At 64.2% G+C, this 19,341-nt stretch carries 20 protein-coding genes and 1 pseudogene; 11 read left to right on the forward strand and 10 right to left on the reverse strand.

Features of this window, described 5'->3' with window-relative positions; genetic code table 11:
* Positions 1-12: 12 nt before the first annotated feature.
* From KVT37_RS21740 to KVT37_RS21750, 3 genes are all read left to right on the forward strand, one after another.
* Positions 13-756, forward strand: coding sequence for an SDR family NAD(P)-dependent oxidoreductase (locus KVT37_RS21740; protein ID WP_217576838.1), 744 nt, complete (start codon positions 13-15; stop codon positions 754-756).
* Between the two features lie 89 nt (positions 757-845).
* Entirely contained in the window at positions 846-1,487 is a 642-nt protein-coding gene (locus KVT37_RS21745; protein ID WP_217576840.1) for a hypothetical protein, read from the forward strand.
* A gap of 125 nt (positions 1,488-1,612) precedes the next feature.
* Positions 1,613-1,837, forward strand: a complete 225-nt coding sequence (locus KVT37_RS21750) for a hypothetical protein (protein ID WP_027165524.1) — start codon at positions 1,613-1,615, stop codon at positions 1,835-1,837.
* Positions 1,838-1,853: 16 nt separating this feature from the next.
* Here the strand turns inward: KVT37_RS21750 and KVT37_RS21755 are convergent, their stop codons facing one another.
* Positions 1,854-2,354, reverse strand: coding sequence for an OsmC family protein (locus KVT37_RS21755; RefSeq protein WP_217576842.1), 501 nt, complete (start codon positions 2,352-2,354; stop codon positions 1,854-1,856).
* A gap of 304 nt (positions 2,355-2,658) precedes the next feature.
* Between KVT37_RS21755 and aguA the strand changes: the two genes are divergently transcribed.
* Both aguA and KVT37_RS21765 read left to right on the forward strand, forming a co-directional pair.
* Positions 2,659-3,765: an agmatine deiminase gene (aguA, locus tag KVT37_RS21760; protein ID WP_217576843.1), complete on the forward strand. Its 1,107-nt coding sequence runs from the start codon at positions 2,659-2,661 to the stop codon at positions 3,763-3,765.
* Between the two features lie 90 nt (positions 3,766-3,855).
* Entirely contained in the window at positions 3,856-4,956 is a 1,101-nt protein-coding gene (locus KVT37_RS21765; protein ID WP_217576845.1) for a polyamine ABC transporter substrate-binding protein, read from the forward strand.
* 15 nt (positions 4,957-4,971) lie between these two features.
* On the opposite strand, the gene KVT37_RS21770 is transcribed toward KVT37_RS21765, so the two are convergent.
* A complete protein-coding gene (locus KVT37_RS21770; protein WP_217576847.1) occupies positions 4,972-5,727 on the reverse strand; it encodes a LuxR family transcriptional regulator in 756 nt (251 codons plus the stop codon).
* A 164-nt stretch (positions 5,728-5,891) separates the two neighbouring features.
* Here KVT37_RS21770 and KVT37_RS21775 point away from each other — a divergent pair, with 164 nt between their 5' ends.
* Positions 5,892-7,394, forward strand: a complete 1,503-nt coding sequence (locus KVT37_RS21775) for a S10 family peptidase (RefSeq protein WP_217576849.1) — start codon at positions 5,892-5,894, stop codon at positions 7,392-7,394.
* Positions 7,395-7,400: 6 nt separating this feature from the next.
* Here the strand turns inward: KVT37_RS21775 and KVT37_RS21780 are convergent, their stop codons facing one another.
* The gene (locus KVT37_RS21780; RefSeq protein ID WP_217576851.1) at positions 7,401-7,949 is read right to left on the reverse strand and encodes an NADAR family protein; all 549 of its coding nucleotides are present in this window, start codon (positions 7,947-7,949) and stop codon (positions 7,401-7,403) included.
* A gap of 154 nt (positions 7,950-8,103) precedes the next feature.
* Here KVT37_RS21780 and KVT37_RS21785 point away from each other — a divergent pair.
* Positions 8,104-9,002: pseudogene (locus KVT37_RS21785) on the forward strand (DMT family transporter).
* A gap of 37 nt (positions 9,003-9,039) precedes the next feature.
* Positions 9,040-9,957, forward strand: a complete 918-nt coding sequence (locus KVT37_RS21790; protein WP_254634173.1) for a DMT family transporter — start codon at positions 9,040-9,042, stop codon at positions 9,955-9,957.
* 148 nt (positions 9,958-10,105) lie between these two features.
* Here KVT37_RS21790 and KVT37_RS21795 read toward each other — a convergent pair whose 3' ends face one another.
* A complete protein-coding gene (locus KVT37_RS21795; protein WP_217576853.1) occupies positions 10,106-10,960 on the reverse strand; it encodes a LysR substrate-binding domain-containing protein in 855 nt (284 codons plus the stop codon).
* Positions 10,961-11,072: 112 nt separating this feature from the next.
* Here KVT37_RS21795 and KVT37_RS21800 point away from each other — a divergent pair, with 112 nt between their 5' ends.
* Entirely contained in the window at positions 11,073-11,480 is a 408-nt protein-coding gene (locus KVT37_RS21800; RefSeq protein ID WP_217576854.1) for a 4-oxalocrotonate tautomerase family protein, read from the forward strand.
* Positions 11,481-11,511: 31 nt separating this feature from the next.
* Here the strand turns inward: KVT37_RS21800 and KVT37_RS21805 are convergent, their stop codons facing one another.
* Together KVT37_RS21805 and KVT37_RS21810 are read right to left on the reverse strand one after the other, a co-directional pair.
* Positions 11,512-12,018: an RES family NAD+ phosphorylase gene (locus KVT37_RS21805; RefSeq protein WP_217576856.1), complete on the reverse strand. Its 507-nt coding sequence runs from the start codon at positions 12,016-12,018 to the stop codon at positions 11,512-11,514.
* Positions 12,015-12,500 (reverse strand): antitoxin Xre/MbcA/ParS toxin-binding domain-containing protein, encoded by a 486-nt coding sequence (locus KVT37_RS21810; protein ID WP_217576858.1) that lies wholly within the window; start codon positions 12,498-12,500, stop codon positions 12,015-12,017. The genes KVT37_RS21805 and KVT37_RS21810 overlap by 4 nt, the downstream gene beginning before the upstream one ends.
* Before the next feature lie 171 nt (positions 12,501-12,671).
* Between KVT37_RS21810 and KVT37_RS21815 the strand changes: the two genes are divergently transcribed.
* Complete coding sequence (locus KVT37_RS21815) at positions 12,672-14,894, forward strand: AMP-binding protein (protein WP_217576860.1); 2,223 nt, start codon at positions 12,672-12,674, stop codon at positions 14,892-14,894.
* 24 nt (positions 14,895-14,918) lie between these two features.
* On the opposite strand, the gene pssA is transcribed toward KVT37_RS21815, so the two are convergent.
* From pssA to KVT37_RS21830, 3 genes are all read right to left on the reverse strand, one after another.
* The gene (gene pssA, locus KVT37_RS21820) at positions 14,919-15,662 is read right to left on the reverse strand and encodes a CDP-diacylglycerol--serine O-phosphatidyltransferase (RefSeq protein ID WP_254634184.1); all 744 of its coding nucleotides are present in this window, start codon (positions 15,660-15,662) and stop codon (positions 14,919-14,921) included.
* 75 nt (positions 15,663-15,737) lie between these two features.
* A complete protein-coding gene (locus KVT37_RS21825; protein ID WP_308642717.1) occupies positions 15,738-16,475 on the reverse strand; it encodes a phosphatidylserine decarboxylase in 738 nt (245 codons plus the stop codon).
* A gap of 84 nt (positions 16,476-16,559) precedes the next feature.
* A complete protein-coding gene (locus KVT37_RS21830) occupies positions 16,560-17,816 on the reverse strand; it encodes a DUF4375 domain-containing protein (RefSeq protein WP_217576866.1) in 1,257 nt (418 codons plus the stop codon).
* A 202-nt stretch (positions 17,817-18,018) separates the two neighbouring features.
* Between KVT37_RS21830 and KVT37_RS21835 the strand changes: the two genes are divergently transcribed.
* Positions 18,019-18,912: an SMP-30/gluconolactonase/LRE family protein gene (locus tag KVT37_RS21835; RefSeq protein WP_217576867.1), complete on the forward strand. Its 894-nt coding sequence runs from the start codon at positions 18,019-18,021 to the stop codon at positions 18,910-18,912.
* On the opposite strand, the gene KVT37_RS21840 is transcribed toward KVT37_RS21835, so the two are convergent.
* Entirely contained in the window at positions 18,888-19,229 is a 342-nt protein-coding gene (locus KVT37_RS21840) for an antibiotic biosynthesis monooxygenase (RefSeq protein ID WP_217576869.1), read from the reverse strand. The genes KVT37_RS21835 and KVT37_RS21840 overlap by 25 nt on opposite strands.
* Positions 19,230-19,341: the final 112 nt, after the last annotated feature.

The following is a 19,341-nucleotide window of genomic DNA, read 5'->3' on the forward strand; positions in this document are numbered from 1 at the left end:
GGAATCTCTCGCATGACCCTCGACCTTTCCGGCCGCGTGGCGGTCGTCACCGGCGCCTCGCGCGGCATCGGCTATTTCATCGCCAGGGAGCTGGCGGCGGCCGGCGCGCATGTGATCGCGGTGGCGCGCACCGTGGGCGGGCTGGAAGAGCTGGATGACCAGATCAAGGCCGATGGCCGTGGACAGGCGACGCTGGTGCCGCTCGATCTTTCCGACATGGCCGGCATCGACCGGCTGGGCGGCGCCATCCATGAGCGCTGGGGCAAGCTCGACATTCTGGTGGCGAACGCCAGCGTGCTTGGCGTGATCTCGCCGATCGGCCATGTCGAGGCAAAAACCTTCGAGAAGGTGATGACCATCAACGTCACCTCGACCTGGCGGCTGATCCGCTCGGTCGACCCGCTTCTGCGGCTCTCCGACGCCGGCCGCGCCATCATTCTGTCCTCCAACGCGGCGCATTCGGCGCGCGCCTTCTGGGCGCCCTACGCGGCCTCGAAGGCCGCGGTCGAAACGATGATGCGGTCCTGGGCGCATGAGACCGAGACCCTGCCGCTCAGGGTCAATGCCGCCGACCCGGGCGCCACGCGCACGGCGATGCGCGCGCAGGCGATGCCAGGCGAGGATCCGGAGACGCTGCCGCATCCGTCCGAGATCGCCAGGCGCATCGTGCCGCTGGCAAGCCCGGAGCTGAAGGAAACCGGCCTGATCTTCCAGGCCAAGCACAACCGCTTCGTCGCCTACCGGCAGCCGCAATAAGCTCGAACAAAAGCTGAGCGCAGCACGGATTAAACAGGCCTCCGGCAACGTTCTTCGAATGTAGCACATTCGAAAATCGGAGGACCGACATGCGCAGGCTTCTTCTCGTTGCCGCCACCGCCATTGCCGCGGCACTTGCCGCCACGGCCGGCGTGGCCTTCTCGCAAGACAAGAATATGAGCTTCTTCGTCACCAGCGTCGGCTCCGGCAAGGGCGCCGATCTTGGCGGCCTGAAGGGCGCTGATGCGCATTGCGCCTCGCTGGCGGAAGCCGCCGGCGTCACCGGCAAGACCTGGCATGCCTATCTGTCTTCCAGCACCGAAGACGCGCGCGACCGCATCGGCAAGGGTCCGTGGTTCAACGCCAAGGGCGAGAAGATCGCCGACGATGTCGCCTCGCTCCACGGCGACGCCAACGGCATCACCAAGCAGACGGCGCTCAACGAAAAGGGTGAGGTGGTCAATGGTCGCGGCGACACGCCGAACCGCCACGACATGCTGACCGGTTCCAAGCCGGACGGCACGAAGATCGCCGACCAGACCTGCGGCGACTGGACGATGAGCGGCGCCGAGGGCGCGGCGATGATGGGCCATCACGACCGCACCGGCCTCGACGATTCGGCGGCGGCGAAATCGTGGAATTCCTCGCATGCCTCGCGCGGCGGCTGCAGCCAGGAAGCGCTCAAGGGCACCGGCGGCGACGGCCTGTTCTACTGCTTCGCGGCCGAGTAAGCGCGGCCGTTCACGGGTCTGTGACCGGGGCGGTGGAAGCGTGTGCCGCCGCCCTGCTTTCGCCGTCCCGAGGGAGTTGCTAGGATCGGTCCGACTCCGACATTCGAGCAAAGTGAGGAATACCCATGGCTGCCACCCCCAGCGTAGCGTTGGTCTGGTATCTGGTGATCGCCGGCCCGCAGGGCGGCATGGTGGTGCTGCCCAGCACCTTCGACACCCGCGAACAGTGCACAAACGCCGTGACCGAATATCAGAAGCAACCGACCCCTCAGGGCTGGGCCGTGCAATGCGTGCCGAGCGCCTCGCCCTTCACCGATGAGGGGGATGCCGAAACGCCCTCGGCCCAGTAGCGGGGCGCTTCAGCCTTTAAGCACTCACCGACAACGTCGGCTTGTTGTTGATCGTCTGGAACACCACGCAGTAGCGCTCGGTGAGCTTCATCAGCGAATCGATGCGCTCCCGAGGCTCGTCGGTGTCGAGGTCGAATTTCAGCCTTATCTCGCGAAAACCGACCGGCGCGTCCCTGGCGACGCCGAGCGTGCCGCGAAAATCGAGGTCGCCCTCCGCCTCGACGGTGGCGTTGCCGAGCTTGAACTCCAGCGCCGTCGCCACCGCTTTCAGCGTCACGCCGGCGCAGGCGACCAGCGCCTCCAGCAGCATGTCGCCGGAGCATAGCTCGAGGCCCGAGCCGCCGGTCGCCGGATGAAGCCCGGCGACGGCAAGCGCCCTGCCCGTCTCGACCTTGCAGGCGATCGACTGGTCGTCGAGCGTGCCGCGGGCTCTGAGCGTGATCAGCGCCCGCGCGGCATCGTCGCGATAAGCTTCCTTCAGCGGCGCCTGCATGGCCTTGAGTGCTGTGGCGTCCATTGCCCATCCTTTTCGTCGACTTGTTGCTGCATCGGCACCCGCCGTCCGATCGAGATTTGCCCCGATTGATCGGCAAGGCAATGCATTTATCCTGCCACCGTTCCGGCCAAGTCTTTACCGTTGAAGGGAATGGCGAGCGGCCTGCTTCGCTGGTTTCGCGGCAATCAGGAAAGCAGCCGCTCCATCCCTCTCTGGAGTTGCTCCAGTCTGCATCCGGGTATCCCAAATGGGACATTGACGGACGATGTCCCGAAAAAGTCTGATCCGGGCGAGTGTCGTCTGCCATTTTTTCCCGGTGCCCCGCATGCCACGTACCCTTTCGACGAAGCCAAAACAGGATGGATTCCGCGCGCCCGGCGAGTTCGAGCCCAAGTCGGGATGCTGGCTGATCTGGCCGGAGCGACCGGACACCTGGCGCCTCGGCGCCAAACCGGCGCAGAAGCTGTTTGCCAATGTCGCCGCGGCGATCGCGCAAAGCGAGCCGGTGACGGTGGCGGCGTCCAGCCGGCAGTGGCAGAACGCCAGGGCCCGGTTGTCGGAACATGTGCGCGTGGTGGAGATGTCCACCAACGATTCCTGGCTACGCGACAGCGGCCCGAATTTCGTCGTCAACGATCAAGGCGCCGTGCGCGGCGTCGATTGGACCTTCAACGCCTATGGCGGTTTCGACGGCGGGCTCTACGCGCCATGGGACCTGGACGACCTGGCGGCGCAAAAGGTGCTCGAAATCGAGAGGATGGATCGTTATCGCGCGCCGCTGATCGCCGAAGGCGGAGGCCTGCAATGCGACGGACAGGGCACGCTCATCACGACGGAGCAATGCCTGCTCAATCGAAATCGCAACGCGCATCTCGGCAAGGCCGAGGTGGAACGGCAACTGGGCGACTATCTCGGCGTCGACACCATCATCTGGCTGCCGCGCGGCTTTGCCTTCGATGAGACGGACGGCCATGTCGACGATGTCTGCTGCTTCGTGCGCCCGGGCGTGGTCGCGTTGAGCTGGACCGACGATCGCGACGATCCGCAATATGAGATCGTGCGGGAAGCCGAGGAAGTGCTGCGCTCGGCCCGCGACGCGCGTGGCCATGCCCTCGAGGTGCATCGTCTGCCCCATCCCTTGCCGATCGAGATGACGCCGGAAGAAAGCGAAAGCGTGGACCGGCTCGATTCGACCTGGGCGCGACCGGCCGGCAACCGGATCGCAGCGAGCTACATCAACTACTATCCGGGCAACAGCGTTGTGGTCGTGCCGGAGTTCGGTTCCGACCTCGACGTGAAAGCAAGGGCAAAGCTGGCCGAGTTGTTCCCCGACCACAGAATAGTCGGCATCGAGAATTCCCGCGAGATTTTGCTGGGCGGCGGCAATGTCGCCTGCATCACCTTGCCGGTCTATGCCCCGCAACGACGTTGAGCGACGACGAACGCCGGCTAACCGGCCGCGAAACGAAACTGAGGGCTGAGCGATCCATCGGTGCCAGCCTAGGCGAAAAGGAGGAGATTCATGCGCGCCCTGATCCTGTCAACGCTGCTTGCCGGGCTCGCCTGCGGCATCGCCAGCGCAGCCTCAGCGGACGAGGAAAAAGTCGTCAACGTCTACAACTGGTCGGACTACATCGCGCCGGACACCGCCGAGAAGTTCGAGAAGGAGACGGGCATCAAGGTTCGCTACGATGTCTATGACGGCAACGAGGTGCTCGAGACAAAACTGCTCACCGGCGGCTCCGGGTATGACGTGGTCTATCCTTCGGCCTATCCGTTCCTGAAGAACCAGGTGAAGGCGGGGGCCTTCCTGGAGCTCGACACGTCCAGGCTCGCAAACCACGCGAAGATCGATCCGCAGGCTCTTTCGCTGATCGCGGGCGCGGACCCGCAAAACAAGCATGCCGTGCCCTACATGGCCGTCACCGACGGCATCGGCTACAACGTCGCCGCGGTCAAGCAGCGGCTGCCGGACGCGCCGACGAATTCCTTCGCCATGGTCTTCGACGTCGACGTCATCAAGAAGCTCTCCGATTGCGGCGTGGCGATGATCGACGCGCCGGCTGAAGTCATCCCGATGGCGCTGAATTATCTTCATGTCGACCCGCGCTCGACCAGTCCCGACGACCTCGCCAAAGTCGAGGAACTGATGGCCAAGGTGCGGCCCTACATCCGCTATTTCCACTCCTCGAAATACATCAACGACCTGGCAAACGGCGACATCTGCGTCGTGCTTGGCTGGTCCGGCGACATACTTCAGGCAAGGACGCGTGCCGCCGAATCCGCCAAGAAGCTGGAGATCGCCTATTCCATTCCGAGGGAAGGCACGCTCATCAACTTCGACACGATGGCGGTGCCGAAGGATGCTCCGCACCCCGACAACGCCATGGCCTGGATCAACTTCAACCTGCGGCCCGATATCGCCGCGGCCAACTCCAGCTATGTCTCCTATGCCAACGCGATACCGGATTCCCTGCCGCTGATGGACAAGGCGATCGCCAGCGATCCCGGAGTTTTTCCTCCCGACGACGTGAAGGCCAAGCTGTTCGTGGTCAACAACAGCGACGCGAAGCTGCTACGGTCCCAAAACCGCATGTGGACGCGCGTGGTGACGGGGCAGTAGGGCCGGCGCGCAGCATCAGTCGCGCGCGGCCTCGCGAACCGCGGCCAGCAACTCCACCTGGGAGTGCACGCCAAGCTTGCGATAGACCTGCTTGATGTGGTTGCGGGCCGTGCCCGGCGAAATGGAAAGGCTTCGCGCGATGGTCTTGGCGTTGCCGCCGTCGATCAGATGCCGCGCGATCTCGGTCTCGCGCGCGCTGAGCAGGGACCGCCCGGCCTCGATTGCCCCGCCCTTGTCCCGGAGCCGGCACAAGTGAAACAATCTTTCCAGAACCAGCTTCGTTGCGCCGCCCGCGGCGCAGGCGAGCGCCAGATCCTGGTCGCCAAAGGGCGGCGCGCCGTTGCGTCGCAGAAAGGTGACATAACCAGCGGTCAACCTATCGAGATTGAACACGCCGGTTATCTCGTCGAAGCTGTCGGAAGGGCCATAGAATTCGCGATAGTAGGGGGAGTGCTGGAAATCGCCGTTGCGGAGAGCCGATAACGGCAACAGGAAATCCTGCCGGCTGCTGGCGAACCGCTGGAAGAAGGGATCCAGCCGGTAGACGCGGGCGTCGTAGTCGCGGTTCCAGCGATCGGGGCCGGCGTCGTCGATCGTCAGGGAAGTGATGTCACGGCGATAGAAGCCGACATAGACGCGATCGGAGCCAAGCAGCACGCACGCCGCAGCGGTGAAGCGAGCCGACAATTCCTCGGGCGTCGCGGCGCCGGCCGCGGCGGCGACGCCGCCGCTCCAGCTTGCAAGTCGGTCGAGGGAAAAATTCGAAAGCATTCGCGCCCAGCGTAGCGCATGCCGCTGCAAGTTCAACCTGGCGCATGGCGGCGAGACGGGCCGGTATGGTGGCTCGGGCACCGTGACGGATCGCGAGACCAAGTAGTTGCTTTGACTTCGCAGGCCCAGGCCATACCTATTGCGGAACCCCTTGCGGAGGCATCATGAGGTCCAAGCTGAGACTCGTCCCCTTCATCCTGCTGGCGCTCGCTGCCTTCGCGCAGCCGGCCCTCGCTGAAACACCGGACCGGCCGGCGCCCACCGGCGGCGTGCTGTCGCTTTTGCCGCCGCCGCAGGTCACCGAGCATTCGATCACGCTTGGCGGGCGCAAGCTGGACTACCAGGCCAAAGCCGGCACGCTGTCACTGCTTTCGGGCAAGGGCGAGGTCACGGCCGAGATCTTCTATGTCGCCTACACGCAGCAGTCGCCGGCGCCGGCGAAGGACCGGCCGATCACTTTCGTCTTCAATGGCGGGCCGGGCGCGGCGTCGGCTTACCTGCATCTCGGCGCAATCGGACCGCGCATCGTCGAGACCGCCGCCGACGGCGAGTTCCTGCGGCCGCCGCAAAAGCTCATCGACAATCCCGACAGCTGGCTCGACATGAGCGATCTCGTCTTCGTCGATCCGGTCGGCACCGGCTACAGCCGCGAGGCGCCGGGGCACGAGGGCAAGGAATTCTGGAGCGTCGACGCCGACGCCAGTTCGGTCGGCGCCTTCATGCGACTCTATCTGGCGCAGAACGGCCGCACCGGAGCGCCGCTGTTCCTCGCCGGCGAAAGCTATGGCGGTTTCCGCGCCGCGCTGCTTGCCCGCACGCTGCAGGAGGACGTGGGCCTCAGCCCAAGCGGCATCGTGCTGATCTCGCCGGCGCTGGAATTCATGCTGGTACGGCCCGATCAGTTCGACCAGTTGCACTGGGCGCTCGAACTGCCGTCGCTGGCGGCAACGCGGCTGAAGGGCGACGGCGTCAGCGGCGACGCGCTGCACGACAGGCTGGCCGAGGTCGAGCATTACGCGCTCGGCGATTACCTGACGGCGTTGAACAGCGGGCTTGAGCAAGGCGGCAAGCTCGCCAGCACACGCGTTTCGGAGATCACCGGCCTACCGCTCGAGCTCGTCCAGCGCAATTTCGCCCGCATCCCGACCGGCCTTTTCGCCAAGGAATTCCAGCGCGCCACGGGCAAGGTGCTCAGCCCCTATGACGCCACCATCGGCACCGCCGACATCGAGCCGCAAAGCCCGCGCGACGCCGGCCCCGATCCGGTGCTCGACCGCAGCGTTCCGGTGCTGACCTCCGCCTTCGTCGCCTATGCCCGCGACGAGCTGAACTACCGCACCGATGTCAGCTACAGGCTGCTCAATGGCGAGATCAGCCGCAATTGGGACTATGGCACGTCGGGTCAGGGCTATGCCGGGGTGATGAACGATTTGCAGCGCGCGCGCTCGCTCAACCCGGCGCTCGGCGTCGTCATCGTCAACGGCTATACCGATCTGGTCACGCCCTATCTCGCCTCGCGCTATCTGGTGAACCAGCTTCCATCGCTTTCCGATGCCAAGCCGATCCGGCTCGACGTCGTCGAGGGCGGCCACATGATGTATCTGCGGCCTGACGGTCGACGCGCGCTGAAGGACGCGGCATCGGAGCTTTATCAGGCGACGCAGTAGGCAGGGCTATGCCCGCAGGCGGTCACGCGCCCGCATCAGTGCAAATCCGAGCAGGTTCTCGCCGCGCCACAGCAACGGATTGGCGGCCTTCTCGTCATCGGCCGCGAGGCCGATGCCCCAGATGCGGTCGACAGGGCTCGCCTCGACCAGAACCTTGTCGCCCGTCGCGAGCAGAAACGCACCCAAATCCTTGTTCTGGCTGAATTTCTGAAAGCTGCCCTCGGCGACGATATCGTTCTTCTCGCGGTCCCACAGCGCGCCGTCGAAGCCCTTGACCTTGCGGCCCAATTCCTTCGCCTGCTTGGGGCTGCCGGCCTCCACGATCCGCGCCGCCATCTCTTCGTCGCCGAACAGGCGCGCCTTGGACGCCATCATCCAGTGTTCAGCCGTCGCATAGCGCGAACCGGCCGCGGTGAAGGGCGCCGGCCACCACTGGCTGAAGCAGGATGCGGTGATGCTGCCGTCCTTCGAGGGCTGGTGGCCCCAGAAGAACAGCAGACGCGGGCGCGATTTGGAGCGGACGGCTTCTTCGAGCCAAGCGCGGTCGTAGGTCATGCGGCGGATGGAACAGCGTGAGCCTCGGCTTTGTCAATCGGCTGGACACCTTGTTCCTGCCAATCCCCTGCGCCAACGCAAGCACCGTGCTGGAGCAGCGCAGCCCTTGCGTTCGCTCGTATAGCTGCCACCTCCAGGCAAGCAGATCGATACCATGGCCGATATCGTCGTCCTAGAAAGCCGAGAAAGGGTGCTGGCCGGCATCCTGTTCACGGCTGCCGCCTATTTCCTGTTTTCGGCGCAGGATGCCTCGATCAAGCTTCTGGTCGCCGGCATGACGGTCTGGCAGATCATGTTCTTCCGCTCGATCACGGTGCTTCTCGCCTGCAGCGCGATCGGCGGCAAGCGGCTGTTTGCCGACACGATCGCCTCGCCGATCGTCAGGCCGATGCTGGTGCGCAGCGCTTTCACGCTCGCCGCCTGGCTCTGCTACTACAACGCCGCGCGCTCGCTGCAGCTTGCCGAGCTCACCACCATCTATTACGCCGCGCCGATCATCGTCACCGTGCTGTCGGTGCTCATCCTGGGCGAGACGGTGCCGCTGTTGCGCTGGATCGCGGTGTTCATCGGTTTCGCCGGCGTGTTCATCGCCTGCGATCCGACGCGGCTCGGCTTCTCCGTGCCGGTGCTTCTGGTGCTGGCTGCCGCGGTGCTTTGGGGCATCGCCGTGGTGCTCTTGCGCAAGACTGCCATGCAGGAGCGCACCATGATCCAGTTGGTGCTCAACAATTTCTATTTCCTGCTCTTCTCGGCTCTGCCGGCGCTGATCTGGTGGCGCACGCCCGACGCAACGCAGCTGCTGTTGCTGCTCAGCGTCGGCGCGCTCGGCGGCGTGGCGCAATACATGCTGTTCGAAGGCATGAAGCGGGCGCCGGTGTCGATCGTGGCGCCGTTCGAATACACACCTCGCTGGTCTGGGCCTTCGCGCTGGGCTACGCCATCTGGGGCGACGTGCCGCGCACGGAAGTGTTCATGGGCGCGGCGCTGATCATCGGCGCCGGCTTGCTGGTCGTCGGCAACGAGCGTTTCCGCAAACGGGAGCAGGCCTCATGACGGAAGGCTGTCAGGAGCAACCGGGTAGGCTGGCACCATGACCGATACGCTCGACATGCCGGAAAAGCTCGCGCCTGCCGCCGCCGACGCAGCGGCCGAGCGCACGCTCGGCATCGTTCTCGTGTCAGCTTCGGCCATCGCCTTCGCGCTCACCGGCGTGCTGACCAAGTCGATTCATGCCGATCCGCTGACGATCACATGCTGGCGCGGTTTTTTCGGCTCGATCCTGATCACACTCTACGTGCTGTGGCGCCGGCGCCGCTCGGGCGGGCGCGAAAGCCTGCGATTGGGCTGGCGCGGCTGGCTGCTGGCAATTGAGGGCGCTGCCGCCAGCATCGCCTTCATCTCGGCGTTCAAATTCACCTATGTCGCCAATGTCGCGGTGATCTACGCCACCTCGCCTTTCATCGCGGCGCTGCTCGCCTTCCTTCTGGTGCGCGAGAAAATCCGGCTGCAGACGATGATTGCCGCGGCCGTATCGCTGTGCGGCGTCGCCATCATGGTCGGCGCCGGCCTCGGCAACGGCCATCTGTTCGGCGACGGGCTGGCACTGCTGATGACCGCCGGCAGCGCGCTCTACATGATCATGGTGCGCGCCTTCCGCGATTCGCCGGTCGTCTGGGCGGGCGCGGTGTCGGCCTTCCTGCTTTTCGTGCTCGGCTGGTTCGTCACCGATCCGCTCGCGGTGTCGACGCGCGACGTGGCGTTGCTCGGAGCCTTCGGCTGCTCCTTCGCCTTGGCGTCGATTCTGTGGACGGAAGGCTCACGGCTCGTCCCATCCGCCGAAGCCGGCCTGCTCGGCTCGGCCGAGGTGCCGTTCGCCATCCTGTTTGCCCTGATCTTCCTCGGCGAAGCCCCGCCAATGGCCAGCATCGTCGGCGGCGCCATCGTGCTTTGCGCGGTTTTCGCCCATGCCGGGCGCGACTGGCTGAGGGCCAGATCGGCGCGTTCGTAAAAATATTTTTCGAGTCACGGAACCATCATCCGACTCGCGCATTATTGGTTCGACGGGTCACCCCCCAAGTCCCCCCAAACCCCTCGACCCGTCCGACTAGAAGCCGACCCGCAAAAAGGTCGGCTTTTTCTTTGGAGAAACCTTCCCTTCAGGACGGCAGGGCCAAGTCGCTGCCGAGCAGTTCGGCCAGATCCCTTGCGGGGCGAGGAGCTTCGCGCCCGAGCCGGATGGCGAAGTCGGCCATCGGCAATGGCGGCAGGTCGAGATCGGGCGACGCCTCCACGATGCCGGAATGGGCGAAACGCCGGGTGCGCGGCGTCAGCGCGATGCCGGCATCGACCGCGGTGCGCAGGCCGGCGAGGCTGGCGCTGCCGGCGGCGATGCGATAGCGGCGACCGGCGGCGTCTAACGCATTGAGCGCGGCCTCGCGGAAACCGCAATAGGGGTCGAGCAGCGCCAGCGGCACCGTTTCCTGCCGCGTCGCCAGGCCTTTTTCCGAGCAGAGCCACAGCATCGGCTCGCTGATCACGGCCGCTTCGTCCGGCGATGCGGCATGGCGCATGGTGATCGCGAGGTCCAACTGGCCCGCCTGCAAGGCCGAGCCGAGCTCCTGGGAACGGCCGACGCGCAGTTCGATCCGCACGCGCGGATGGCTGACGGCGAAGGCCCTGAGCAGGTCCGGCAGGCCGTGATCGGCGAAATCCTGCGTCGTGCCGATGGCGATGCGGCCGCCGGCTCTCGCGCCTTTGAGCGCCAGCCAGGCCTCGGTGTGGACGGCCAATATGCGCCGCGCGTGGCCGACAAGGTCCTCGCCGGCCGGCGTCAGCCCGCGCCCCCTGCCCTGCGGGGTGAGCAGCGGCTCGCCGACGATCTCTTCCAGCCGCTGCATCTGCGCGGTCACCGCCGACGGCGTGCGGCCGACAGCGGACGCGGCTTTTGCGAGCGAGCCGCCATCGACGAAGGCGAGGAAGGTTTTCAAGAGGTCGGGGTCGAGCGTTTCCATATTTCGACAATATCGAACCTTTTGTCAAAAACAATTCGATTTTATTGACGAATGGATCGGCCCATATCTCTTCCATCGAAGGCGCGAGACGCCAAACCCGAAGGAGAAGAAAATGCCGATCATCAATATCAGCGTCACCGGCAAGCCGGACGCCAAGCTGTCCGCCGCCATCGCCAAGGAGGCTACCGAAATCACGGCGAAGCTGCTGCGCAAGGATCCGACCATCACTGCGGTCGCGGTCAACTACATCGATCCGCAGCACTGGTTCGCCGGCGGCAAGTCGCTGGCCGATCACGGCACCAACACGTTCTGGCTAGACATCAAGGTCGTCGACGGCACCAACACCAAGTTAGAGCTCGAAGCCTATCTCAAGGCGATCTTCGAGGCCTTCGGCCGTCTGCTGGGCGGCGTGCATGAGGAAAGCTATGCCTTCGTGCATGAGGTGCCGGCGGCGGCCTATGGCTATGGCGGCAAGACCCAGGAGTTCCGGTTCATCAGCGGCAGGTTGAACGCGGCTTAAATTTTGCTGCTCCGCCCTCCTGGACGGCACGCTACCTCGCGGGAGGATGAAGCCTGGTATCCAGCGCGAAATCCTCCTGCAGGTGCGGTTTATAAAGGCCGCTCGCCCAGCCGGGATCGAATACCAAGTTCCAACTATGCTGGGACACAGCGCTTGGAATCAGAAACATGGGATGCTCCGCTAGCAGACTGTCGCCGAACTGCTGCTGGCCAGCGCCGGGAATGCCAGGACGCAGCCAGTTGGCGTTCGGAACATCGTCCATTTGCACGACATGAATCTTGGACGGATCGGTGATGTCGAAGGCAGTCAACACGTGAGGAACGGTATCGAGCGTGCGAAATCCCTTATGGACCGCCACCTCCAGAATGGCGGTCGACGGGTCAATGGACGCATATACGGCCCGGACCCCTTTGCTGTTCCACCTTCCCCCGAGTTTGAAGGCTCCCTCGCCGCTGTCCCAGCTTGCCTGGAAGCGTTTGTGATCAAGTCTCCAGCCGAGGACTTCTCCCGTCCCAAGAGAACCCGGCAAAGGCGTCACGCGTAGACACCATAGTCAAGTCGTTCGAGGAATTCCTGTACAAGCATAGTGCCCGCAGCCGTGGCCAAAAGATCGATCGGTCGCCGGTTGTCCAAGCCCATGGCGGGCTCAATCATCCATTTCTCAGCCGCTTCCTGGTTTCCCAGAACGGACGCGGCCTTGGTGAGAACCCTTGCGAAATTCCAGGTCCTTGAACCTTGCTCGCGATTGAGCGTCCTGGAGTGATCCGACTTGTGCCGCTGGAATGTCCGCTCGCTCATGCCGAATGCCGCCTCGAAGGCATCTGCTTCAATGACGGTCAGTTGCCTGACAAGGCTTTCCAGGGCCTGGCTTGGAATTCCATGCAGGATCATTTCATGGGCCTCGAGCGGGCTGGATACCGAGGATCCAAGAACCTTCGGCCCGCCGAACAGGTCGACCAGCCGTTCGAACTCCGGCTCCATGTGTGGCGCTTCGGCAAACCCCGTTGGGAAACTGGCCATGCTCACCTCTCCGTCACGTGTCGCTTTATCTACGACATGTGTCACAGCTTTTCAAGTAGGGATCGAAGCACTGCGTCAGCCCGCATTGACCTTGCCCGCACTTGCGCTACCCTCTGCCATCGAAGCGGCCGCCAAAGAGCCGCGTCCTGGAGGACGTTGGGAGAGAGCGGCATGATCCTGACCCTGGCGCTGCTGGCGGGCCTTGTCTTTGCCTGGCTGCTGATCGCGGTGATCGAACGGTTCCGGCTCGACCTGCGCTTCACCCAGGCGCTGCTCTATGTGCCGTTCAAGCTCGCCTACCGCATTGCCGACAACCGCATCCGCATTGCCCGCAGCGCCAAGACACCGGTCATCTATGTCGTCTCGCACCAGTCGCGCATCGAGCCGGCGCTGATGCTGTCGCTGCTTCCCGACGACACGCTGCACATTCTGGACGAGGCTTCGGCGCGCTCGCCCTGGCTCGAGCCGTGGCGCGAACTTGCCCGCACGATTCCCTTCAACGCCGAGCACCTCTTCGTCAGCCGCCGGCTGGTGCGCGTGCTGAAGGGCAAGGGACGGCTCGCCGTCTATCTGCCCGACAATGTCGAACCGGACGTCAAATCCTTCCGGCTGTTTCGTGCCATCACCCGCATCGCCATGCAGGCTGACGCGCGCATCGTGCCGATCTTCGTTGCCGGCACGCGCGACCTGCCGGTGTCGCTGACGCCGAAGGAGAAGGCGCCTCGCCACTGGTTCCGGCGACTGTCGGTGAGCGTGCTGGAGCCGATGACCGTCGCCGAGCTGGTGGCGCGCAACCCCGACATGGCTTCCAACACCAATGCGCTGTTCGACCGGTTCGCCGAAGCACGGCTCTACGGCACCAATCTCGACCGCGGCCTGTTCCTCGCCATGCGCGACGCCGCCGATCGCGTCGGCCCATCACATCCGATCATCGAGGACGTGATCTCGGGTTCGCTCAGCTATCGCAGGCTGTTCATCGGCGCGCGCGTGCTCGGCCGCCATTTCGAGACGGTGACGGCGCCGGGCGAAGCGGTCGGCGTGCTGTTGCCCAACGCCAATGGCGTGGTGCTCACCTTCGTCGGCCTGATCTCCGCGGCGCGCGTGGCGGCCATGATCAACTACACCGCCGGCCCGGCCAGCGTGACCGCGGCGATCCGCACCGGCGTCATCCGCACCGTGGTGTCCTCCCGCGCCTTCATCGAAAAAGCCGGCATCGACGACATCGTCGCCGCGGTCGAGGCGGGCGGCGCCAAGATGCTGTGGCTGGAGGATGTGCGCGCCAGCGTGACCACGCTGGACAAGGTCGCCGCGGCACTTTTGTGGCGCTTGCCGCTGCAGCGGCAAGAGGCCGGCAAACCTGCCGTCATCCTGTTCACCTCCGGCTCGGAAGGCACGCCGAAGGCAGTGGTGCTGTCGAACCGCAATCTGCTTGCCAATGTCATGCAGGCCGAGGCGCGCGTCTCCGTTTCGCCGGCCGACACCCTGCTCAACGTGCTGCCGGCGTTCCATTCCTTCGGCCTGACCGGCGGCACCATCCTGCCGCTGGTGCTGGGCATAAAGCTGTTCCTCTATCCCTCGCCGCTGCACTACAAGATCATCCCGGAGATCGCCCGCAAGGTGAAGCCGACCGTGATGTTCGGCACCGACACCTTCCTCGCCAACTACGCCCGCACCGCCAAGGACGGCGACTTTTCCAGCCTGCGCTTCGTCGTGGCCGGCGCCGAGGCAGTGAAGCCGGAGACGCGGCGCACCTATCGCGACCGCTTCCAGGCCTCGATCGTCGAAGGCTTCGGGCTGACGGAAGCCGCGCCCGTGGTGGCGGTGAACACCGCCATCCACGGCCGCGACGGCACGGTCGGGCGGCCGCTGCCGGCCATCCGCATGAAGCTGGAGCCGGTCGAAGGCATCGCCGAGGGCGGCCGGCTGTGGCTCGACGGGCCGAACATGATGATGGGCTACATGACGGCCGACCGCCCCGGCGAATTGCAGCCGCTGGAAGGCTGGCACGACACCGGCGACATCGTGTCGATCGACCGCGAGGGCTTCATCACCATCCGCGGGCGGGCCAAACGCTTCGCCAAGATCGCCGGCGAGATGGTGTCGCTGGGCGCCGTCGAGATGCTGGTGCAGTCGCTGTGGCCGGAAGAGCGCCACGCGGCGGTGGCGGTGCCAGACAAGCGTCGCGGCGAGCGCATCGTGCTGGTCACCACCGCCGACGACGCCAATCCGGAGGAACTGCGCCAGTTCGGCAGGAAGGCGGGTGCTGCCGAGCTGATGGTGCCCAACGACATCATCAAGGTGGAAGAGATCCCGGTGCTGGGTTCCGGCAAGACGGATTACGTCTCGGCGCGCAAGCTGGCTATTGATAGGCTGGGGCTGGGTGTGGCCGCCTGATCTCCTGCCCGAGGGGATTACCAGCTACCCAATGTCCGAAGGCGGCACCTTTTCACCCTCCAGCCTCGCCCGCTTCGAATAGGCGCGCACAGAGAACGGCAGGAAGAGCAGATAACCCGCGACCGAGGCGGTCAGCGTGTACCAGGGATAGGTCATCAGAAGCAGGATATAGAGCACGACAGCCAGGATGACCGGCAGCACCCTGTCGCCCGGCACCTTGACGCTCTTGCCCGAATAGACCGGCAGGCGGCTGACCAGCAGAAACGCGACAAGCACCGTGAAGCCGGTGGCGATGAAGCCGGCCGGCCGGCTGGGCTCCAGCCCGAGCCGCAGGAAATACAGATAGAGCGGCAGCATGACCAGCACGGCGCCCGCTGGAGCCGGAACACCGACGAAATATTCTGACTGCCAGGCCGGCTGGTCGTGGTCCTCGGTCAGCACGTTGAAGCGGGCGAGCCGCATGCCGCAGGCGATGGTGAAGAGAAGCGCCGCGATCCAGCCCGGCGAGCCGGCGCGGTCGAGCAGGAAGGCGTAGAGCACCAAAGCCGGCGCGACACCGAAATTGACGATATCGGCCAGCGAATCCATCTGCGCGCCGAATTTCGAGGTGGCCTTCAGCATGCGCGCCAGCCGCCCGTCGATGCCATCGAGAAAGGCGGCAAGCAGCACCATGACCACCGCGATCTCGAAACGGTTCTCGAAGGCGAAGCGGATACCCGACAGGCCGGCGCAGATAGCGAGCACCGTGACCAGGTTGGGCAGCACCATGCGCATCGGGATCTCGCGGATGCGCGGACCGCCGCTGGCATGAGCCTCGAACTTTTTGAATGGCGCGCCCAACGCTCAGGAAATCCTGACCAGGGGCGTGACCGCCGTGCCGCCGAATTCGGCAAGCACGGTCTCGCCGCCGACCGCCGTCTGGCCGACCGCGACGCGCGGCACGGCGTTCGACGGCAGGAAAACGTCGACGCGCGAGCCGAAGCGGATCAGCCCGAAACGCTCGCCGATCGCGATCGAGCCGCCCGTCTCAGCCCAGCAGACGATACGCCGCGCCACCAGCCCGGCGATCTGGACCGCGGCAACCGTACCGTTCGGGCTGTCGATGACCAGCCCGTTGCGCTCGTTCTCGGCGCTTGCCTTGTCGAGCTCGGCATTGAGGAATTTTCCGGGCTTGTGCTCGATGCGCGTGATGCGGCCGCGCACCGGAGCGCGGTTGATGTGGCAGGAAAAGACATTCATGAACACCGAGATGCGGGTCATCTCGCCGGAACCCAGGCCAAGCTCGCTCGGCGGCACCGCAGGGCCGACGGCCGAAATCACGCCGTCGGCCGGGCTCACCACCAGCCGGTCGTCGACCGGCGTGACGCGCTCGGGATCGCGGTAGAAATAGACGCACCAGGCGGTGAGGATCAGCCCGATCCAGAACAGGATCGAGGAGAAATAGCCAAGAAACAGCGTCGCCGCGGCGAAGGCGGCAATGAAGGGATAGCCTTCGCGGTGGATCGGAACGAACGTATTCTTGACCGAGTCGAGAAGCGTCATAGGGCTTGCGGCGGTCCCTGTTTCAGGTTGCGCCTCAATAGCGGAAAGCCCCCCTCCCCGCAACGCAACAATGGCGGAGGGCGTGGAAGCGAATGGGAAACACAGTGAAAGGCGATCTGGGACCTATCCAGCGGCAGCGGAGCGATCGAAGTGCGCGTCTAGTTCAGCCATCGTAGCCTCAGCGAGCTTCTCATGATCCTCGCCACCCAGGAGCACACTGGCATTCGGCGAAGACAGAGACAGGAAGGTCCGTCCAGACGCCAGCACCACCCAATTCACAACCGGCCCTTCCCCCGTTTGCACCACCGAGTTAGCTGAAACGACGGCACCCACAGGATCGAACCCGGCCTTGCGCAGCAAGAGATCGACAGCGACCGGAGCATGATTTCGTTCAGCCAATTCGATAACCGTGTTGATCTCCGACCCTTCCGCACGGCCAAGCCGGGTGCCGATCCGTGGCGCGTTGGCTCCCAACTGGTTCTCGCCCGGGCGTATGACCGGAGGATCTTCGGGCGCGATGTGTTCGTAAACGGCAACGCCTGCCCTCGTTTCAGCGCATAGCCGGAGGTCTTTCGCGCTGGTTCGAAGTTGGAAAACCATCTGCTTTTCGCCTCCGACGTCCAGCATCCTTGCCATCCCGAACCCCAGCTTGATCTCCGACGGCGATATTTTTGCGCAGGCGAGGCCGGCGCCAACTTCGCGCTGGCTCAACATCTGGCGCACCAGTTTGCTAACGGACTCATGAAGAAGCCTGCCTTCGCGCTGGGGATTGGCCAGCACGAGTTGATTGATCGCTTCGTCGTAATCGTCATCATCGACAATTTGCAGATCGGGCCAAGAAGCGATCCAACGCGCAAGCAAGTCTTCCATCGGCACGGCTTCATCCGCTGAGTAGAACGCATCGTCGAGCGTATCCAAGAAATCGTCGCGGCCACCTTCGAAGCCCGTTTGTTTCGCCGCTTCATCAGGATGCTTGGCAACCCAGGCTGACATCTTTTCCAAAGTCGCCAACTGACCTTTTGCCCCGCAAGCGCTGAGCCCGGCTCTGGCGTTGGCAATCATGGCGTCGATTTCGCTGCCTGCATTATGGATGAACTGACTATGGCCGCCGTTCTTTACCTCCGAGGAGTACTGGTCCGCATGAAAGACCTGCATCGCCTTCGGGTTGATCTCCTGATAGCGATAGAGCCCTTTGGAAACCATCGTTACCACGAATTGCATGACTGCGAAGACGAGATGAAATGACTTTCCGTCGGCCTGTTCGATCTTGGATCGAGGCACCATGATCGAGGGCACGAGCAGGCTGCCTCCCTTATCTTCGGAAGCTAGCGTTTTCTTCTCGGCAGCTTTGCTGGATTTGCGTGAGAAAAACCCAAACATTCGAAATGCTTCCATCAGATGAAAAAACGAGGGCGGGATTATCTATGGCGCGACAATATCATCAGACCATGGATTTGAAAGGCACCAGAATATAGCCAGGTTTGTCGATGCGATAGGCGAGCTCAAATTATTGAAAGGACTATGTCGGCGCGGCATAAGCTCATCCGTCCTAGGCTGGACAACCCGCCCGCGGAGCCAGCCAATGTCGTCGTCCAGCAGCGCCAGGAAAGCCAATCTCATCACCGAAGGCCTTGCCTTTGGCGAGTCGCCGCGCTGGCATGACGGCCGGCTCTGGCTGTGCAACTGGGGCACCGGCGAGATCGTCGCGGTGGACGAGAACGGCAAAAGCGAGGTCATGGCAAGGGTGCCGGCCGTCCTGCCCTATTCGATCGACTGGCTGCCGGATGGCCGGCTTCTGGTGGTTTCGGGACGGGAAGGTCTGCTGCTTAGGCAGGAAGCGGATGGAACGCTCGTCACCCATGCCAATCTGACGCAACTGTCGAAGAACCCCTGGAACGAAATCGTCGTCGACGGGCGCGGCAACATCTACGTCAATGGCGGCGGGCCGGCGCCGGCGCCGGGCGAGCATTTCGGACCGGGCACCATCGTGCTGATCACGCCGGACGGCACGGTTCGGCAGGTCGCCGAGGATATCGCCTTCGCCAACGGCATGGCGGTGACGCCGGACAACCGGACTTTGATCGTCGCCGAATCCCACGCCAGGCGGCTGACTGCCTTCGCCATCGGCGAAGACGGGAGCCTTTCCAGGCGGCGCGTCTGGGCCGATCTCGGCAATGATTACCCCGACGGCATCTGCCTCGATGCCGAAGGCTGCGTCTGGTACGCCGACGTCCCGAACCAGCACTGTGTCAGGGTGCGCGAAGGCGGCGAGAAAATCGACCGGATCGAGGTCGATCGCGGCTGCTTTGCCTGCATGCTGGGCGGAGCGGACGGCAGGACCCTATTTATCCTCGCCGCGGAGTGGCGCGGTTTCGAAAACATGGTGAGCGACGCCCGCACCGGTCAGGTACTGGGCATCGCCGCATCTTCGCCCGGAGCCGGCTGGCCGTCTTACACTTCCGGCACGCGCTGGTAGTTGGCGATGTCGGCCTTGACGCCGAGCCGCGCGATGGTTTCCTGCGCGCTGAAGGCCATGCGCTCATGCGCTGCCTTGACGATCGGCACCACTCTGTCGACCGCCGCCTGGCTTTCCCATTCGACCATGGTGACGAGGTTGAACTCCCCGGGGCCGGAGAACTGCTCGAGCAGGAAATCCTGCACGAAGCCTTCCTGCTGGCGCAGCAATTCATGCGTCATGAAGACCTTGCTCATGATCTCGTCGCGCGCCGCCGCCGGCACGACGAATTTGTCGACCCGGAACACGCTGCCGGTGTGGTGATTTTCGGTGCTCATTTCGATCTGTCTCCGATTTGGAAGGTTTGGTTGCCAGGTGGCTCGGAGACGGTTTGCAAGCTCAAGGTAAGTTGAGGTCAAGGGGATTTTTGCGCCGACTTCCCCTTCTCCC

This window comes from Mesorhizobium sp. GbtcB19, from assembly GCF_019091085.1.
Taxonomy (GTDB): Bacteria; Pseudomonadota; Alphaproteobacteria; order Rhizobiales; family Rhizobiaceae; genus Mesorhizobium.

Excerpts from the sequence above, each read along its gene's own strand:
- KVT37_RS21830 (WP_217576866.1), bottom strand. The coding sequence starts at position 17,816 with ATGTTTGGGTTTTTCTCACGCAAATCCAGCAAAGCTGCCGAGAAGAAA.
- KVT37_RS21815 (WP_217576860.1), top strand. The coding sequence starts at position 12,672 with ATGATCCTGACCCTGGCGCTGCTGGCGGGCCTTGTCTTTGCCTGGCTG.
- KVT37_RS21780 (WP_217576851.1), bottom strand. The coding sequence starts at position 7,949 with ATGACCTACGACCGCGCTTGGCTCGAAGAAGCCGTCCGCTCCAAATCG.
- pssA (WP_254634184.1), bottom strand. The coding sequence starts at position 15,662 with ATGGTGCTGCCCAACCTGGTCACGGTGCTCGCTATCTGCGCCGGCCTG.
- KVT37_RS21810 (WP_217576858.1), bottom strand. The coding sequence starts at position 12,500 with ATGGCCAGTTTCCCAACGGGGTTTGCCGAAGCGCCACACATGGAGCCG.
- KVT37_RS21790 (WP_254634173.1), top strand. The coding sequence starts at position 9,040 with ATGACCGATACGCTCGACATGCCGGAAAAGCTCGCGCCTGCCGCCGCC.
- KVT37_RS21765 (WP_217576845.1), top strand. The coding sequence starts at position 3,856 with ATGCGCGCCCTGATCCTGTCAACGCTGCTTGCCGGGCTCGCCTGCGGC.
- KVT37_RS21750 (WP_027165524.1), top strand. The coding sequence starts at position 1,613 with ATGGCTGCCACCCCCAGCGTAGCGTTGGTCTGGTATCTGGTGATCGCC.
- KVT37_RS21775 (WP_217576849.1), top strand. The coding sequence starts at position 5,892 with ATGAGGTCCAAGCTGAGACTCGTCCCCTTCATCCTGCTGGCGCTCGCT.
- aguA (WP_217576843.1), top strand. The coding sequence starts at position 2,659 with ATGCCACGTACCCTTTCGACGAAGCCAAAACAGGATGGATTCCGCGCG.
- KVT37_RS21770 (WP_217576847.1), bottom strand. The coding sequence starts at position 5,727 with ATGCTTTCGAATTTTTCCCTCGACCGACTTGCAAGCTGGAGCGGCGGC.
- KVT37_RS21800 (WP_217576854.1), top strand. The coding sequence starts at position 11,073 with ATGCCGATCATCAATATCAGCGTCACCGGCAAGCCGGACGCCAAGCTG.
- KVT37_RS21740 (WP_217576838.1), top strand. The coding sequence starts at position 13 with ATGACCCTCGACCTTTCCGGCCGCGTGGCGGTCGTCACCGGCGCCTCG.
- KVT37_RS21755 (WP_217576842.1), bottom strand. The coding sequence starts at position 2,354 with ATGGACGCCACAGCACTCAAGGCCATGCAGGCGCCGCTGAAGGAAGCT.
- KVT37_RS21835 (WP_217576867.1), top strand. The coding sequence starts at position 18,019 with ATGTCGTCGTCCAGCAGCGCCAGGAAAGCCAATCTCATCACCGAAGGC.
- KVT37_RS21745 (WP_217576840.1), top strand. The coding sequence starts at position 846 with ATGCGCAGGCTTCTTCTCGTTGCCGCCACCGCCATTGCCGCGGCACTT.
- KVT37_RS21840 (WP_217576869.1), bottom strand. The coding sequence starts at position 19,229 with ATGAGCACCGAAAATCACCACACCGGCAGCGTGTTCCGGGTCGACAAA.
- KVT37_RS21795 (WP_217576853.1), bottom strand. The coding sequence starts at position 10,960 with ATGGAAACGCTCGACCCCGACCTCTTGAAAACCTTCCTCGCCTTCGTC.